This window comes from Pluralibacter sp., from assembly GCF_019237635.1.
GTDB lineage: Bacteria > Pseudomonadota > Gammaproteobacteria > Enterobacterales > Enterobacteriaceae > Enterobacter_B.
On the sequence record NZ_JAFAGS010000187.1, the window covers coordinates 15,927 to 30,204 of the forward strand.

Here is a 14,278-nt window from a genome sequence, read left to right on the forward strand (position 1 = left end):
GCACATTAGTTTCTGGCCGTTATAATCGGCGGCCTCAATGTGACGCATTTTGTTTTCAATACACAGGGACTCTGTATGCAAATCCTCATGGGACTTATCGGCATGGCAGCGCTGCTTGCTATCGCCGTGCTGCTCTCCAGTAATCGTCGTGCCATCAATCTGCGAACCGTACTTGGCGCCTGGTTTCTCCAGATTGGGATCGGCGCGTTAATCCTTTATGTTCCTGCGGGGCGTACTATTCTGCTGGCGATGTCCGAAGGCGTCGCTAACGTTATCGCCTACGGCAACGAAGGTATTGGGTTTCTGTTCGGCGGGCTGGTGTCCGATAAGATGTTTGAAGTCTTCGGCGGCGGCGGCTTTGTGTTTGCCCTGCGCGTTCTGCCGGTTATCGTCTTCTTCTCCTCGCTGATTGCCGTACTCTACTACCTCGGCATTATGCAGTTTGTGATCCGCATTCTTGGCGGCGCGCTGCGCGCGATACTGAGAACCTCCCGTACCGAATCGTTGTCGGCGACGGCGAATATCTTTGTGGGACAGACGGAGGCGCCGCTGGTGGTGCGCCCGTATATTGCGACCATGACGCGTTCCGAGCTGTTCGCGGTGATGTGTGGCGGTCTGGCCTCGGTGGCTGGATCGGTGCTGGCCGGTTACGCGCAAATGGGCGTGCCGCTGGAGTACCTGATTGCCGCGTCGTTTATGGCGGCGCCGGGCGGCCTGCTGTTTGCGAAAATCATGCTGCCGGAAACCGAAACGCCGAACGATTCGCCGGATCTGGAAGCCCAGAACAAGAATATCGATCGCCCGTCTAACGTACTTGACGCGGCGGCATCCGGCGCGGCATCCGGGATGCAGTTGGCGCTGAACGTCGGGGCGATGCTGCTGGCGTTTGTGGCGCTGATTGCGCTGCTGAACGGGATCCTCTCCGGTATCGGCGGATGGTTTGATTACCCACAGCTGTCGATGCAGCTAATCCTGGGCTGGCTGTTCTCGCCGATCGCCTGGCTTATCGGCGTGCCGTGGGGCGAGGCGACCGTGGCGGGTTCGTTTATCGGCCAGAAGCTCATCATTAACGAATTCGTGGCGTACATGAATTTTGGTGAGTATCTGAAAGAAGATGCTGCCGTTGCGGCGGCAGGACTGCAGGTGATTTCCGATCACACCAAGGCGATCATTTCGTTTGCTCTGTGCGGCTTCGCCAACCTGTCATCGATTGCGATTCTGATTGGCGGGCTGGGCAGTATGGCGCCAAACCGTCGTCATGATATCGCGCGACTCGGTCTGAAGGCGGTCGCGGCAGGCACGCTCTCCAACCTGATGAGCGCGACCATCGCCGGGGTATTCCTCGCGCTGTAAGTCTTGCGTTACAGATACAGGGCCGGGAGGAGCAACGTGGTTATCCCCCGGTCCCGTAACGCCTGCGCCAGCGGTTCGACATCTTCTGGTCGGGCGCTGCGCCACCGTTGCGCCTCGCCGTACACGCCGTGCGCGTGAAAGGCGTTAAGCCGCACCAGCACCTCTCCTAATGACCGAATAAATGCGCTTAACGGGGTAATGGCCTGTAGATAGTCGCTGTGTTCCGGAATGACCAGCAGTCGCAACTCAGTCAGTTTTCCGCGTGCCGCCAGCCAGCGGATGCTGTCCTGAATCCGGCCATTGCCGCGCCCGGTGATTGCTGTGTGTACATGGTTATCCCAGGCTTTGAGGTCGACCATCACGCCGTCGCACAGCGGCAGCAATTTTTCCCATCCGTGGGTGCCCAGCCCGCCATTGCTGTCGACAAGGCAGGTCAGATGGCTCAGGGCGGGCGTCATTTTTATGCGTTCGAACAGCGCGCAGATAAAGGGCAACTGGGTGGTGGCCTCGCCGCCGCTGACGGTAATCCCTTCGATAAACGGCGCGGCTTTGAGTATATGTTGCAGAACATCGTCGACCGACAGCTGCTTCGCCATCGGCGTCGCCTGCTGTGGGCACATGTGCAGGCAGGTGTCGCACTGCTGGCAGTCGGCTTCCTGCCAGTACACGCGCCCGGCCTGAAAGCGCAGCGCGCCGTGCGGGCAGTGCAACACGCACTCCCCGCAGTCGTTGCAACGCCCCATCGTCCACGGGTTATGGCAATTTTTGCAGCGTAAATTGCAGCCCTGCAGGAACAGCGCCAGACGGCTGCCGGGGCCGTCGACGCAGGAGAACGGGATGATTTTACTGACTAAAGCGCATCTGCTGTTCATGGCTAATCACGCGTGGCTGACGTTCCAGAATACGGGTGTTGCGGGCGGCCTCTTCGCCAAGCCAGGTGGTATTGGTGCGCGATCCCGCTTCGCGGAATTTCTCCAGATCCGACAGGCGCACCATATAGCCCGTTACGCGTACCAGATCGTTGCCGCTGACGTTGGCGCTGAATTCGCGCATGCCGACATTAAATGCGCCAAGGCAGAGCTGCATCACGGCCTGTGGGTTGCGTTTCACTGTTTCATCAAGGGTCAGGATGTCGCTAATTCCGGCGTGATAGTGGGCGTGGTGCGGCGCGACGGTCAGCAGGTGGTTGACCGGATCGGGCTCCTCGCCGTAGGGGATGCGTACGCCAGGCGTTGTGCCGCTGTCGGAGCTGATGCCGGACTGCGCATGCAGCAGCGCCCGCTGCCGCCAGCCAAATTTCACCGGCGTGTTTTCAACAAAGTCGGCAAGCTGCGCGCTGATACGTACGCCAAGGGCGTTGGCCGCATCATCTTTGCCATATTGCGCCGCGATACCCTCTTTTTCACACAGCAGATTGACCGCTTCGGCGAGGGCGTAGATACCGAACATGGGTACAAAGCGCTGCGGGTCTATCAACCCTTCCGTGACCAGGAAGCTATTCTCAAAGAAGTGCGATTGTTCGTAGAGGAAGGTGCTGCGGGCGTCGATGATATCGATCTGCTGCTGGCAGTACCACGGCAGCGCCCGGTTAAAGAAGTCATTGACTGAACGACTTTGTTGGGCGACCGCTTTCAGATTGAGGCGCACCAGCGTACTGCCGCCGCCCGCCAGCGGCAGCGAGTTGTAACAGCTGACGATACCCCAGCACCCTTTTGTGAAAATTTTATCATTTACCGGTCCGTTAGCGATGTGGGGTTTGCTGCATTCGCAAATGTTTTTACTGACCTCAAGCAGCAGGGAATCCGGTGTAATCTGCGGGTCATAGATAAACGTAAGGTTAGGCGCAACCTGCTTAAGTTCGGCATCGGCACGTAAAATGGCACGCGTGACAGGGGTATCTTCCGGGCCGATATTGACGTGAGTAAAGGCGTCAGGGAGCGTTCTGTCGAGATAGCGCCAGAAACGTTTTATTCGAATATCGATTTCATCCTGTGTTAGAATTATAACATATGGTGACAACAGTACATCAAGGTGACCGAGATACACCGGCATTGAGGTCACCGAAGGTACGTGATGGTACAGGATAGTGAGCAGCGACAGCGCATCGTCGAGATCCTGCGCGCCTTCCAGCTCCAGCCATTGTGAACCGTTGGCTAAAAAACGGGCGTAGTCCGGCAGTACGTAGCGCGGTTTGTATGGCGCATGTCCTTCAAACATATCGCAAATGACGCCGTCGTCCAGGGCGGCGCGGGCGTCAGCGGAGAGCGTCGGATAGGGCAGCGCATTTTCCGCCTCAAGCGCCAGAAAATGGCGTTTTTGTTCCGGGCTTAACGTTTTACTTGTCACAATATTCTGGCAACGTTGCTCAAATGCGTCAGACATAGCGGTTCCTCAGGCGCGTGGGCGATAGGGCCATTGTAGTGAAAAGGGCGAGAGCGACTTTTGATCCATCTCCCCCTGGTAGTGCTATAAAAGGTGATTTGAGTCTCATCTCAGCAATGCAAATTTGCATTCAGCTTTCATTAACTGTGATGAGGATCGAAGTGTAGATGTGGGTCGGTGTTAAAATAGTCACAGACCCGCAAGGTAAATGATTGATGATTTCGGAGATAACATGACTGATTTGACTGCAAGCAGCCTGCGCGCGTTAAAGCTGATGGACCTGACCACCCTGAATGACGACGACACGAATGAGAAAGTGATCGCGCTGTGTCATCAGGCGAAAACCCCGGTAGGCAACACTGCCGCTATCTGTATTTACCCGCGTTTTATTCCGATTGCGCGTAAGACGCTGAACGCGCAGGGTACGCCGGACATCCGTATTGCGACCGTCACCAACTTCCCGCACGGTAACGACGACATCGATATCGCGCTGGCGGAAACCCGTGCCGCGATTGCTTACGGCGCCGATGAAGTGGACGTGGTGTTCCCGTACCGCGCGCTGATCGCCGGTAACGAACAGGTGGGCTTCGAGCTGGTGAAAGCCTGTAAAAACGCCTGTGCGGCGGCAAACGTGCTGCTGAAAGTGATCATCGAAACCGGCGAGCTGAAAGAAGAGGCGCTGATTCGTAAGGCATCTGAAATCTCCATCAAAGCCGGTGCGGATTTCATCAAAACGTCTACCGGTAAAGTGCCGGTTAACGCGACCCCGGAAAGCGCGCGCATCATGATGGAAGTCATTCGTGATATGGGCGTTGAGAAAACTGTCGGCTTCAAACCGGCAGGCGGCGTACGCACGGCGGAAGATGCGCAGAAATTCCTCGCGATTGCCGATGAGCTGTTCGGCGCAGACTGGGCGGATTCTCGCCACTACCGCTTTGGCGCTTCCAGCCTGCTGGCAAGCCTGCTCAACGCGCTGGGTCATGGCGACGGTAAAAGCGCCAGCAGCTACTGATTCTGTTCTTGCGGCGGTTCATCCGTCGCATTTAACCTGATTCCTCAGGGGGTTACCTTGTTTCTCGCTCAAGAAATTATTCGTAAAAAACGTGATGGTCACGCATTAAGCGACGAAGAGATCCGCTTCTTTATTAACGGTATCCGCGACAACACCATCTCTGAAGGGCAGATTGCCGCCCTGGCGATGACCATTTTCTTCCACGATATGGCGATTGAAGAACGCGTATCGCTGACCATGGCGATGCGGGATTCAGGAACCGTTCTGGACTGGAAAAGCCTTAACCTTAATGGCCCGATCGTGGATAAACACTCCACCGGCGGCGTGGGCGATGTGACATCGCTGATGCTGGGGCCGATGGTCGCTGCCTGCGGCGGCTATATCCCTATGATTTCCGGCCGCGGCCTCGGGCATACCGGCGGCACGCTCGACAAACTGGAAGCCATTCCTGGCTTCGATATCTTCCCGGACGACAGCCGTTTTCGCGACATTATCCAGGACGTGGGCGTGGCGATTATCGGCCAGACCAGCTCGCTTGCCCCGGCAGACAAGCGTTTCTACGCCACCCGCGATATCACGGCGACCGTGGATTCCATCCCGCTTATCACCGCATCGATTCTGGCTAAAAAGCTGGCGGAAGGGCTGGATGCACTGGTTATGGATGTGAAAGTAGGCAGCGGCGCCTTTATGCCGACCTACGAACTTTCTGCGGCGCTTGCCGAGGCTATCGTTGGCGTCTCCAACGGGGCTGGCGTGCGCACCACCGCGCTACTGACCGACATGAACCAGGTGCTGGCCTCCAGCGCGGGCAATGCCGTCGAAGTGCGCGAAGCGGTGCAGTTCCTGACCGGCGAGTACCGTAACCCGCGCCTGTTCGACGTCACCACGGCGCTGTGCGTTGAGATGCTTATCTCCGGCAAGCTTGCCAAAGACGATGCCGAAGCCCGCGGCAAACTGCAGGCAGTGCTGGACAACGGCAAAGCGGCAGAGATCTTTGGCCGCATGGTGGCGGCGCAGAAAGGGCCGACCGATTTCGTGGAAAATTACGCGAAATATCTGCCTACCGCGACGCTCAGCAAAGCCGTTTACGCGGATACCGAAGGCTTCGTCAGCGCAATGGACACCCGTGCGCTCGGCATGGCGGTCGTCTCGATGGGCGGCGGTCGCCGCCAGGCCTCTGATACTATCGATTACAGCGTCGGCTTTACCGACATGGCGCGTCTGGGCGACCGCGTTGACGGACAACGTCCGCTGGCGGTTATCCACGCTAAAGACGAAAACAGCTGGCAGGACGCGGCGAAGGCGGTTAAAGCGGCAATTAAGCTTGACGATAAAGCGCCGGAAAGCACACCTACTGTCTATCGCCGTATCACCGAATAGCGGTATACTGATCTGATCGAATTTTTATGAAGCACTAAGTACGGAGAATAGAGAATATATGAAACGTGCATTTATTATGGTGCTGGACTCCTTCGGCATCGGCGCGACAGAAGATGCGGCACGCTTTGGCGATGTCGGCGCTGATACCATGGGCCACATTGCTGAAGCCTGTGCGAAAGGCGAAGCGGATAATGGCCGTAAAGGCCCGCTGAATCTGCCAAACCTGACCCGTTTGGGTCTGGTGAAAGCGCATCAAGGTTCGACCGGTAAAATCGCAGCGGGTATGGACGCCAACGCCGACGTGGTGGGCGCATACGGCTGGGCGCATGAGCTCTCTTCCGGTAAAGATACCCCGTCAGGTCACTGGGAAATCGCTGGCGTACCGGTGCTGTTCGACTGGGGCTACTTCTCCGATCACGACAACAGCTTCCCGCAGGCGCTGCTGGACAAACTGGTGAAACGCGCCAACCTGCCGGGCTACCTCGGTAACTGCCACTCTTCCGGTACCGTGATTCTGGACCAGCTCGGCGAAGAGCATATGAAAACCGGCAAGCCGATTTTCTATACCTCTGCTGACTCCGTGTTCCAGATTGCCTGCCATGAAGAGACTTTTGGCCTGGATCGCCTGTATGAGCTGTGCGAAATCGCACGTGTTGAACTGACCGAAGGCGGCTACAACATCGGCCGCGTGATCGCGCGTCCGTTTATTGGCGATAAAGCGGGCAACTTCCAGCGTACCGGCAACCGTCACGACCTGGCCGTTGAGCCACCGGCGCCGACCGTGCTGCAGAAGCTGGTTGATGAGAGAGACGGCCACGTGGTTTCCGTGGGTAAAATCGCGGACATCTACGCCAACTGCGGCATCACCAAAAAAGTGAAAGCGACCGGGCTGGATGCGCTGTTTGACGCCACCCTCAAAGAGATGAAAGACGCAGGCGACAAAACCATCGTCTTCACCAACTTTGTCGACTTCGATTCCTCCTGGGGCCACCGTCGCGATGTGGCGGGCTATGCGGCAGGTCTGGAGTTGTTCGACCGTCGTCTGCCGGAGTTGATGGAACGGGTGGGAGAAGATGACATTCTGATCCTCACCGCCGACCATGGCTGCGACCCGACCTGGAGCGGTACCGACCACACCCGTGAGCACATTCCGGTGCTGGTGTACGGCCCGAAAGTCAAACCGGGTTCGCTCGGCCACCGCGAAACCTTTGCGGACATCGGCCAGACGCTGGCGACTTACTTCGGTACGTCGCCAATGGAATACGGCAAAAACATGCTGTGATGCAATTGCCGGGTGGCGGTTGCGCCACCGGGCGAAAACAACAATTTAAAAGGAACTGAAGATGGCAACTCCTCACATTAATGCAGAAATGGGTGATTTCGCTGACGTCGTATTGATGCCGGGCGACCCGCTGCGTGCGAAGCACATTGCAGAAACTTTCCTCGAAGACGTGCGTGAAGTGAACAACGTTCGCGGCATGCTGGGCTTCACCGGTACTTACAAAGGCCGCAAAATCTCCGTAATGGGTCACGGTATGGGTATCCCGTCCTGCTCCATCTACACCAAAGAGCTGATCACCGATTTCGGCGTGAAGAAAATCATTCGCGTAGGTTCCTGCGGCGCTGTTCGCATGGACGTTAAGCTGCGTGACGTGGTTATCGGTATGGGCGCCTGCACCGACTCCAAAGTGAACCGTCTGCGTTTTAAAGACCATGACTTTGCGGCCATCGCCGACTTTGACATGGTGCGTAACGCGGTTGACGCGGCGAAAGCGCTGGGCGTTGACGCGCGCGTGGGCAACCTCTTCTCGGCTGACCTGTTCTATGCGCCGGACGGCGGTGAAATGTTCGACGTGATGGAAAAATACGGCATCCTGGGCGTAGAGATGGAAGCGGCAGGCATCTACGGCGTGGCGGCGGAGTTTGGCGCGAAAGCCCTGACTATCTGCACCGTGTCTGACCACATCCGTACGCACGAGCAGACATCTGCCGCTGAGCGTCAGACCACCTTCAACGACATGATCAAAATCGCGCTGGAATCCGTTCTGCTGGGCGATAAAGCGTAAGATCTTTGTGCCCGCTACGCGCAGCAAGCGTCAGCGGGCTTTTTTATTAGCGCACTGCCTGAGCCAGCCACGCCGACAGTTCCCGCAACGCCTTTTCCTGTTCCGGGAAATCGACCAGCAACGCTTCACACGCTTGCTGCAACCTGTCCGCCCGATACAAACCGCCTTGTAAACTTACTGCCAGCGCCTCTAATGGCGCCGGGTTCAGGCTGTCGGTAAAGAGCTGCGCGCGGGTGATCTGTCCTTTCTCAACGTCAAAATGCAGCTCGACGCCGCCCCAGCTAAAACGCTCGTCCAGCAGATGGGAGAAAGCGGGCGCCTGACCGAAGTTCCACGCCCAACTGCTCTGGCGGGCAAAGGTTTCGGCAAAGTTCGGCAGGTCAGGCGTTTTGTCCGGGGAAATCACTTCCGCTTCCACCCGCTCGCCATAATGGGCAAAGAACGCCTCGCGAATGGCGGTGCAGACCTGCTGATGGGTGATGCCCGGCAGCAGTTCCGTCAGGTTCGCCACGCGCGAGCGCACGGAGGTAATCCCCTTGGCGGCCAGCTTTTTCTTGTCGGGATTGAGGTAGTTCGCCAGACGGCTGAGGTCGGCATTGAGCAGCAGCGTGCCGTGGTGAAAACCCCGATCTTTGGTTTCACGGTAGGCGGAGCCAGAGACTTTACGGCAGCCTTCTGCGGTGTCGACCACCAGGTCGTTGCGCCCGGAGGCTTGCGCCGTGACGCCGAGCGCCTTGAGCGCGTTCAGCACAATCGCCGTGGAGACCGTTTTGTCATATTCCGGTTTGCCCGCCATAAAGGTAAAGCAGGTATTGCCGAGGTCGTGAAACACGGCGCCGCCGCCGCTGCTGCGGCGCGCCAGGCGCACGTTGTCCTCTTCCATCCGCCGGGTATTGCACTCTTTCCATGGGTTCTGCGCCCGGCCAATCACCACGGTATCGGCGTTGCGCCATAAGAACAGTACGCGCTGAGTGGCTGGCATCTGGCGAAAAATACACTCCTCGACCGCCAGGTTAAACCAGGGGTCCCAGGAGTCCGAGATAAGCAGGCGCAGCGTCGACATGACAGATTTCCTTTCTTTATTACTCTGGATAAATGACTATTCTTTCTTCTCACCCTCATCGTCTTCCGGCAGCGGCTTATTGGCGGTCAGCAGGTAGGGTGATTGTTGCCAACGGGTGCGCTTGCCCTGCAGCAGGGTGCGGGTCAGAACTACGCCGATCGCCAGCGAAAGCAGCAGCATCAGCCGCAGGATGTTGGTGGTGTTGTCCACCTGTTTGGCTTCTGTTGGCAGCGTATGGGTGTCGAGCGTCAGGCGCAGATAGCCGAGCGGCTCGTTTTTGCCCTGGATAGGTTCAACCAGTTGTTGGTTGAAATAGCCGCCAGCCTTTTTACCGTCGAGCGCCAGACGATCGCGGACATCCACGCTCTCTCCCGCGTGGGCCACTAAATCGCCCTGTTCGTCGTAGACGCTGGCGTCAAGAATGCGGCTGCTGTCGGTTAATTGCTTTAACAGCGGGGTGATTCGCTTTTCATCCGGGGTTTCGCCGCGCATCATAGGGGCGAGGTTAAGCGTGACCTGGTGCGCCAGCATGCGGGCCAGGTCTTCCATCTGCGGGTTTCGCTGTCGCTGGTGGCTCTGGCTGAACCAGGAAACCCCCTGCATCAGGGCGACCAGCAGGGCAAGACAGGTAAGGACAATCGCGGCGCGATGCAGTCGAAATTTCAGTTTTGCGCGAACCATATTCCACCTTCGAAAATTTGCAGCTTAATGTTGCCAGAAGCGCGGGTTACAAGGTAGCCTCATGCGTTATTTTCCTGCCGTAAATGAAGATTACTGGAGCTGTAATGCCGAACAGTTTGACCTGGTGCGACCTGCCCGACGATGTCTCCTTGTGGCCTGGGTTGCCGCTTTCGCTAAGTGGTGATGAAGTGATGCCGCTGGATTATCACGCCGGACGCAGCGGATGGCTGCTGTATGGTCGTCATCTGGATAAACAACGCCTGACGGATTATCAGCACAAGCTGGGCGCGGCAATGGTTATCGTTGCGGCATGGTATGTCGAAGATTATCAGGTGATTCGCCTGGCCGGGTCGTTAACCGCCCGCGCGACGCGCCTTGCGCACGACAGCGGGCTGGACGTCGCGCCGCTGGGGAAAATCCCGCACCTGAAGAGCCCGGGGCTGTTGGTGATGGACATGGACTCAACCGCTATCCAGATTGAGTGCATTGATGAAATCGCCAAACTGGCGGGCACCGGCGAGATGGTGGCGGAGGTTACCGAGCGCGCTATGCGCGGCGAGCTGGATTTTACCGCCAGCCTGCGCCAGCGCGTTGGTACGCTGAAAGGGGCGGATGCCAATATCCTGCGCCAGGTTCGTGACAATCTGCCGCTGATGCCGGGCCTCACGCAACTGGTGTTGAAGATGGAAACGCTGGGCTGGAAGGTGGCGATCGCCTCCGGCGGCTTTACCTTCTTTGCCGAGTATTTGCGTGACAAACTGCGCTTAACCGCCGTGGTCGCCAATGAGCTGGAGATCATGGACGGTAAGTTAACCGGCAACGTCATTGGCGACATCGTCGATGCCAAATACAAAGCCAACACCCTTAAGCGGCTGGCGGAGGAGTTCGAGATCCCTGCCGTACAGACGGTGGCGATCGGCGATGGGGCGAACGATCTGCCGATGATCAAGGCGGCAGGTCTTGGCATCGCCTATCATGCTAAACCGAAAGTGAATGAACAGACGGAAGTTACCATCCGTCACGCTGACCTGATGGGGGTGTTCTGCATCCTCTCCGGCAGCCTGAATCAAAAGTAAGAGGTCACCGTGGCGAAAGCACCCAAACGCGCCTTTGTCTGTAACGAGTGCGGCGCGGACTACCCGCGCTGGCAGGGACAGTGCAGCGCCTGCCATGCCTGGAACACGATTACCGAAATGCGCGTTGCGGCGTCGCCGACGGTGGCGCGTAATGAGCGTCTGAGCGGCTATGCCGGCAGCGCGGGCGTTTCCAGAGTGCAGAAGCTCTCCGATATCAGTCTTGAGGAGCTACCGCGCTTTTCCACCGGCTTTAAAGAGTTCGACCGGGTGCTGGGCGGCGGTGTCGTGCCGGGAAGCGCGATTCTGATTGGCGGCAACCCAGGGGCAGGGAAATCCACACTGCTGCTGCAAACGCTGTGTAAGCTGGCCGAGCAGATGAAGACCCTCTACGTGACCGGGGAAGAGTCCTTACAGCAGGTCGCCATGCGTGCGCACCGTCTGGGGTTGCCGACCGGCAACCTCAATATGTTGTCGGAAACCAGCATTGAGCAAATCTGCCTGATTGCGGAAGAAGAACAGCCGAGGCTGATGGTGATCGACTCCATCCAGGTGATGCACATGGCGGATATCCAGTCGTCGCCAGGCAGCGTGGCCCAGGTACGCGAAACGGCGGCCTACCTGACGCGTTTTGCGAAAACCCGCGGGGTCGCTATTGTGATGGTCGGCCACGTCACCAAAGACGGTTCGCTCGCCGGACCGAAGGTGCTGGAGCACTGTATTGACTGCTCTGTGCTGCTCGACGGGGATGCCGATTCCCGTTTCCGTACGCTGCGCAGCCATAAAAACCGCTTTGGCGCTGTGAACGAACTGGGCGTGTTCGCCATGACCGAGCAGGGGCTGCGCGAAGTCAGCAACCCGTCGGCTATTTTCTTAAGCCGTGGTGATGAAGTGACCTCCGGCAGCTCGGTGATGGTGGTATGGGAAGGTACGCGCCCGCTGCTGGTAGAGATCCAGGCGCTGGTGGACCAGTCCATGATGGCGAACCCGCGCCGGGTGGCGGTCGGCCTCGAACAAAACCGGTTGGCGATTTTGCTGGCGGTGCTGCATCGTCACGGCGGGTTGCAGATGTCCGATCAGGATGTGTTTGTAAACGTCGTCGGTGGCGTTAAGGTCACCGAGACCAGCGCCGACCTGGCGCTGCTGCTGGCGATGGTTTCGAGCCTGCGTGACAGGCCGCTGCCGCAGGATCTGGTGGTCTTCGGCGAAGTGGGGCTGGCAGGGGAAATCCGTCCGGTGCCCAGCGGTCAGGAACGTATCTCTGAGGCCGCGAAACACGGCTTTCGTCGCGCCATCGTGCCTTCGGCGAACGTACCGAAAAAGGTGCCTGAAGGTATGCAGGTTTTCGGTGTGAAAAAGCTCTCCGATGCGTTGAGCGTTTTTGACGACTTATACTGAGTGATACGGAGGTTACCTATGTCGTCATTCGATTATCTGAAAAGCGCCATTAAGCAGAAGGGTTGCACATTGCAGCAGGTGGCCGACGCCAGCGGCATGACGAAGGGCTATTTAAGCCAGCTGCTCAATGCCAAAATCAAAAGCCCCAGCGCGCAGAAGCTTGAGGCGCTGCACCGCTTTCTGGGGCTGGAGTTTCCCCGTCAGCAGAAAAATGTCGGCGTGGTGTTCGGCAAGTTTTACCCACTGCACACCGGGCATATTTACCTTATCCAGCGCGCCTGCAGCCAGGTTGACGAGCTGCATATCATCATGGGTTATGACAACACCCGCGACCGCGAGCTTTTTGAAGACAGCGCGATGTCCCAGCAGCCGACGGTGCCGGACCGCCTGAGATGGTTGCTGCAGACCTTTAAGTATCAGAAAAATATTCATATTCATGCCTTTAATGAAGAGGGCATGGAGCCATATCCCTACGGCTGGGATGTGTGGGGCAACGGCGTTAAAGCGTTTATGGAGCAAAAAGGGATCCAGCCGAACTGGATTTATACCTCCGAAGAGACCGATGCGCCGCAGTTCCGCCAGCATCTTGGGACCGAAACGGTGCTGATTGATCCCAAGCGCACCTTTATGAATATCAGCGGCGCGCAGATCCGTGAAAACCCGTTTCGCTACTGGGATTACATCCCCACCGAGGTGAAGCCGTTCTTTGTACGGACGGTGGCGATTCTCGGCGGCGAGTCGAGCGGGAAATCGACGCTGGTGAACAAGCTGGCCAATATCTTCAATACGACCAGCGCCTGGGAATATGGGCGTGATTACGTCTTCTCGCACCTTGGCGGTGATGAGATGGCGCTGCAGTATTCCGATTACGACAAAATTGCGCTCGGCCATGCACAGTACATTGATTTCGCGGTGAAATACGCCAACAAAGTGGCGTTTATCGATACCGACTTTGTGACCACTCAGGCGTTCTGTAAAAAGTATGAGGGCCGTGAACACCCCTTTGTGCAGGCGCTGATCGACGAATACCGCTTTGACCTTGTCATTCTGCTGGAAAACAACACCCCATGGCTTTCCGATGGCCAGCGCAACTCAGGTGACCGCAAGGCGTTTCAGGAGATGCTGGTCGCCATGCTCAAAGAGAACAGCGTGGAGTTCGTACGCGTGGAAGAAGCTGACTATGACGGGCGGTTTTTACGCTGCGTGGAACTGGTGAAGCAACTGATGGGCGCCTGATGGCGTCCATGCATTTATCCATCCGCTCCTTTCGTATATCTACGAAGATATATTTCGAAAGCATTTTCAATATTGTGATTCCATAAACGTTTATTTCTTCCAGAATTAACTTCGCAGGAATATATATTATATTCTTGTATTGATATGGCTTCTTTGAATCTTCGATATATTATCGTAGGTAATAGACGTTTCAAAAAGGTAATGTCATCTGAATGTTTTTCTGGCATACATGCAAGGTTGCCCTGCAACGCCATCCGGTTAATAAATAAAGAAAAACATCCTGTCTTAAGAAATTCTTCACCACCGTTTCAATTTAAATAAATACTAAGATATAGAAATTCTCATATTTAGATATTAAATTAATGAACATGAATTGTGGCAGGGAAGATATATATTAAAAGAACACTCTTATTAATATTTATCCATTCGGTAAATATATTTACATGCGTAATATAGCATGTAATAGGTATTTGTTCAATTAATATTGATCGGGACTTTTCTTAGACATTCATACGATGATTAATACGTTTCAGTACTCTGGTAGCGGTAAGCCAGGGGCGGTAGCGTCGGAATATCTAAATTTGTGGGTGCAGAATGGTGAGAAGTGGGATTGAAGTACAGCGAGCTGCGGTTT

At 56.5% G+C, this 14,278-nt stretch carries 12 protein-coding genes; 8 read left to right on the forward strand and 4 right to left on the reverse strand.

Features of this window, described 5'->3' with window-relative positions; translation table 11 throughout:
* Nucleotides 1–75 precede the first annotated feature (75 nt).
* Nucleotides 76–1,353 carry a NupC/NupG family nucleoside CNT transporter gene (locus JO226_RS22970; protein WP_296407864.1) on the forward strand — a complete coding sequence of 426 codons (1,278 nt, stop codon included), beginning with the start codon at nucleotides 76–78 and terminating at the stop codon, nucleotides 1,351–1,353.
* 8 nt (nucleotides 1,354–1,361) lie between these two features.
* Here the strand turns inward: JO226_RS22970 and JO226_RS22975 are convergent, their stop codons facing one another.
* Together JO226_RS22975 and JO226_RS22980 are read right to left on the reverse strand one after the other, a co-directional pair.
* Entirely contained in the window at nucleotides 1,362–2,225 is an 864-nt protein-coding gene (locus JO226_RS22975) for a YjjW family glycine radical enzyme activase (RefSeq protein WP_296407868.1), read from the reverse strand.
* On the reverse strand, nucleotides 2,197–3,735 hold the full coding sequence (locus JO226_RS22980; RefSeq protein ID WP_296407870.1) for a YjjI family glycine radical enzyme: 1,539 nt from the start codon (nucleotides 3,733–3,735) through the stop codon (nucleotides 2,197–2,199). The genes JO226_RS22975 and JO226_RS22980 overlap by 29 nt, the downstream gene beginning before the upstream one ends.
* A 232-nt stretch (nucleotides 3,736–3,967) precedes the next feature.
* Here JO226_RS22980 and deoC point away from each other — a divergent pair, with 232 nt between their 5' ends.
* From deoC to deoD, 4 genes are all read left to right on the forward strand, one after another.
* The gene (gene deoC / locus JO226_RS22985; RefSeq protein ID WP_296407873.1) at nucleotides 3,968–4,747 is read left to right on the forward strand and encodes a deoxyribose-phosphate aldolase; all 780 of its coding nucleotides are present in this window, start codon (nucleotides 3,968–3,970) and stop codon (nucleotides 4,745–4,747) included.
* A gap of 57 nt (nucleotides 4,748–4,804) precedes the next feature.
* Nucleotides 4,805–6,127 (forward strand): thymidine phosphorylase, encoded by a 1,323-nt coding sequence (gene deoA / locus JO226_RS22990; protein WP_296407875.1) that lies wholly within the window; start codon nucleotides 4,805–4,807, stop codon nucleotides 6,125–6,127.
* Nucleotides 6,128–6,185: 58 nt separating this feature from the next.
* A complete protein-coding gene (deoB, locus tag JO226_RS22995; RefSeq protein ID WP_296407877.1) occupies nucleotides 6,186–7,409 on the forward strand; it encodes a phosphopentomutase in 1,224 nt (407 codons plus the stop codon).
* Between the two features lie 61 nt (nucleotides 7,410–7,470).
* Nucleotides 7,471–8,193, forward strand: a complete 723-nt coding sequence (gene deoD / locus JO226_RS23000) for a purine-nucleoside phosphorylase (protein WP_296407879.1) — start codon at nucleotides 7,471–7,473, stop codon at nucleotides 8,191–8,193.
* A gap of 46 nt (nucleotides 8,194–8,239) precedes the next feature.
* On the opposite strand, the gene lplA is transcribed toward deoD, so the two are convergent.
* Nucleotides 8,240–9,256, reverse strand: coding sequence for a lipoate--protein ligase LplA (gene lplA, locus JO226_RS23005; RefSeq protein ID WP_296407881.1), 1,017 nt, complete (start codon nucleotides 9,254–9,256; stop codon nucleotides 8,240–8,242).
* Nucleotides 9,257–9,292: 36 nt separating this feature from the next.
* Nucleotides 9,293–9,937, reverse strand: a complete 645-nt coding sequence (locus tag JO226_RS23010) for a YtjB family periplasmic protein (protein ID WP_296407883.1) — start codon at nucleotides 9,935–9,937, stop codon at nucleotides 9,293–9,295.
* A gap of 104 nt (nucleotides 9,938–10,041) precedes the next feature.
* Here JO226_RS23010 and serB point away from each other — a divergent pair, with 104 nt between their 5' ends.
* From serB to nadR, 3 genes are read left to right on the forward strand one after another with little or no spacing between them, the layout of a single operon-like run.
* A complete protein-coding gene (gene serB, locus JO226_RS23015) occupies nucleotides 10,042–11,013 on the forward strand; it encodes a phosphoserine phosphatase (protein ID WP_296407885.1) in 972 nt (323 codons plus the stop codon).
* Nucleotides 11,014–11,022: 9 nt separating this feature from the next.
* Entirely contained in the window at nucleotides 11,023–12,408 is a 1,386-nt protein-coding gene (gene radA / locus JO226_RS23020) for a DNA repair protein RadA (RefSeq protein WP_296407887.1), read from the forward strand.
* An 18-nt stretch (nucleotides 12,409–12,426) separates the two neighbouring features.
* On the forward strand, nucleotides 12,427–13,644 hold the full coding sequence (gene nadR / locus JO226_RS23025; RefSeq protein ID WP_296407889.1) for a multifunctional transcriptional regulator/nicotinamide-nucleotide adenylyltransferase/ribosylnicotinamide kinase NadR: 1,218 nt from the start codon (nucleotides 12,427–12,429) through the stop codon (nucleotides 13,642–13,644).
* Nucleotides 13,645–14,278: the final 634 nt, after the last annotated feature.

What these genes read in the sequence shown, in the direction of transcription:
- JO226_RS22970 (WP_296407864.1), top strand. Translation starts at nt 76, where the DNA reads ATGCAAATCCTCATGGGACTTATCGGCATGGCAGCGCTGCTTGCTATC.
- JO226_RS22975 (WP_296407868.1), bottom strand. Translation starts at nt 2,225, where the DNA reads ATGAACAGCAGATGCGCTTTAGTCAGTAAAATCATCCCGTTCTCCTGC.
- JO226_RS22980 (WP_296407870.1), bottom strand. Translation starts at nt 3,735, where the DNA reads ATGTCTGACGCATTTGAGCAACGTTGCCAGAATATTGTGACAAGTAAA.
- deoC (WP_296407873.1), top strand. Translation starts at nt 3,968, where the DNA reads ATGACTGATTTGACTGCAAGCAGCCTGCGCGCGTTAAAGCTGATGGAC.
- deoB (WP_296407877.1), top strand. Translation starts at nt 6,186, where the DNA reads ATGAAACGTGCATTTATTATGGTGCTGGACTCCTTCGGCATCGGCGCG.
- deoD (WP_296407879.1), top strand. Translation starts at nt 7,471, where the DNA reads ATGGCAACTCCTCACATTAATGCAGAAATGGGTGATTTCGCTGACGTC.
- lplA (WP_296407881.1), bottom strand. Translation starts at nt 9,256, where the DNA reads ATGTCGACGCTGCGCCTGCTTATCTCGGACTCCTGGGACCCCTGGTTT.
- JO226_RS23010 (WP_296407883.1), bottom strand. Translation starts at nt 9,937, where the DNA reads ATGGTTCGCGCAAAACTGAAATTTCGACTGCATCGCGCCGCGATTGTC.
- serB (WP_296407885.1), top strand. Translation starts at nt 10,042, where the DNA reads ATGCCGAACAGTTTGACCTGGTGCGACCTGCCCGACGATGTCTCCTTG.
- nadR (WP_296407889.1), top strand. Translation starts at nt 12,427, where the DNA reads ATGTCGTCATTCGATTATCTGAAAAGCGCCATTAAGCAGAAGGGTTGC.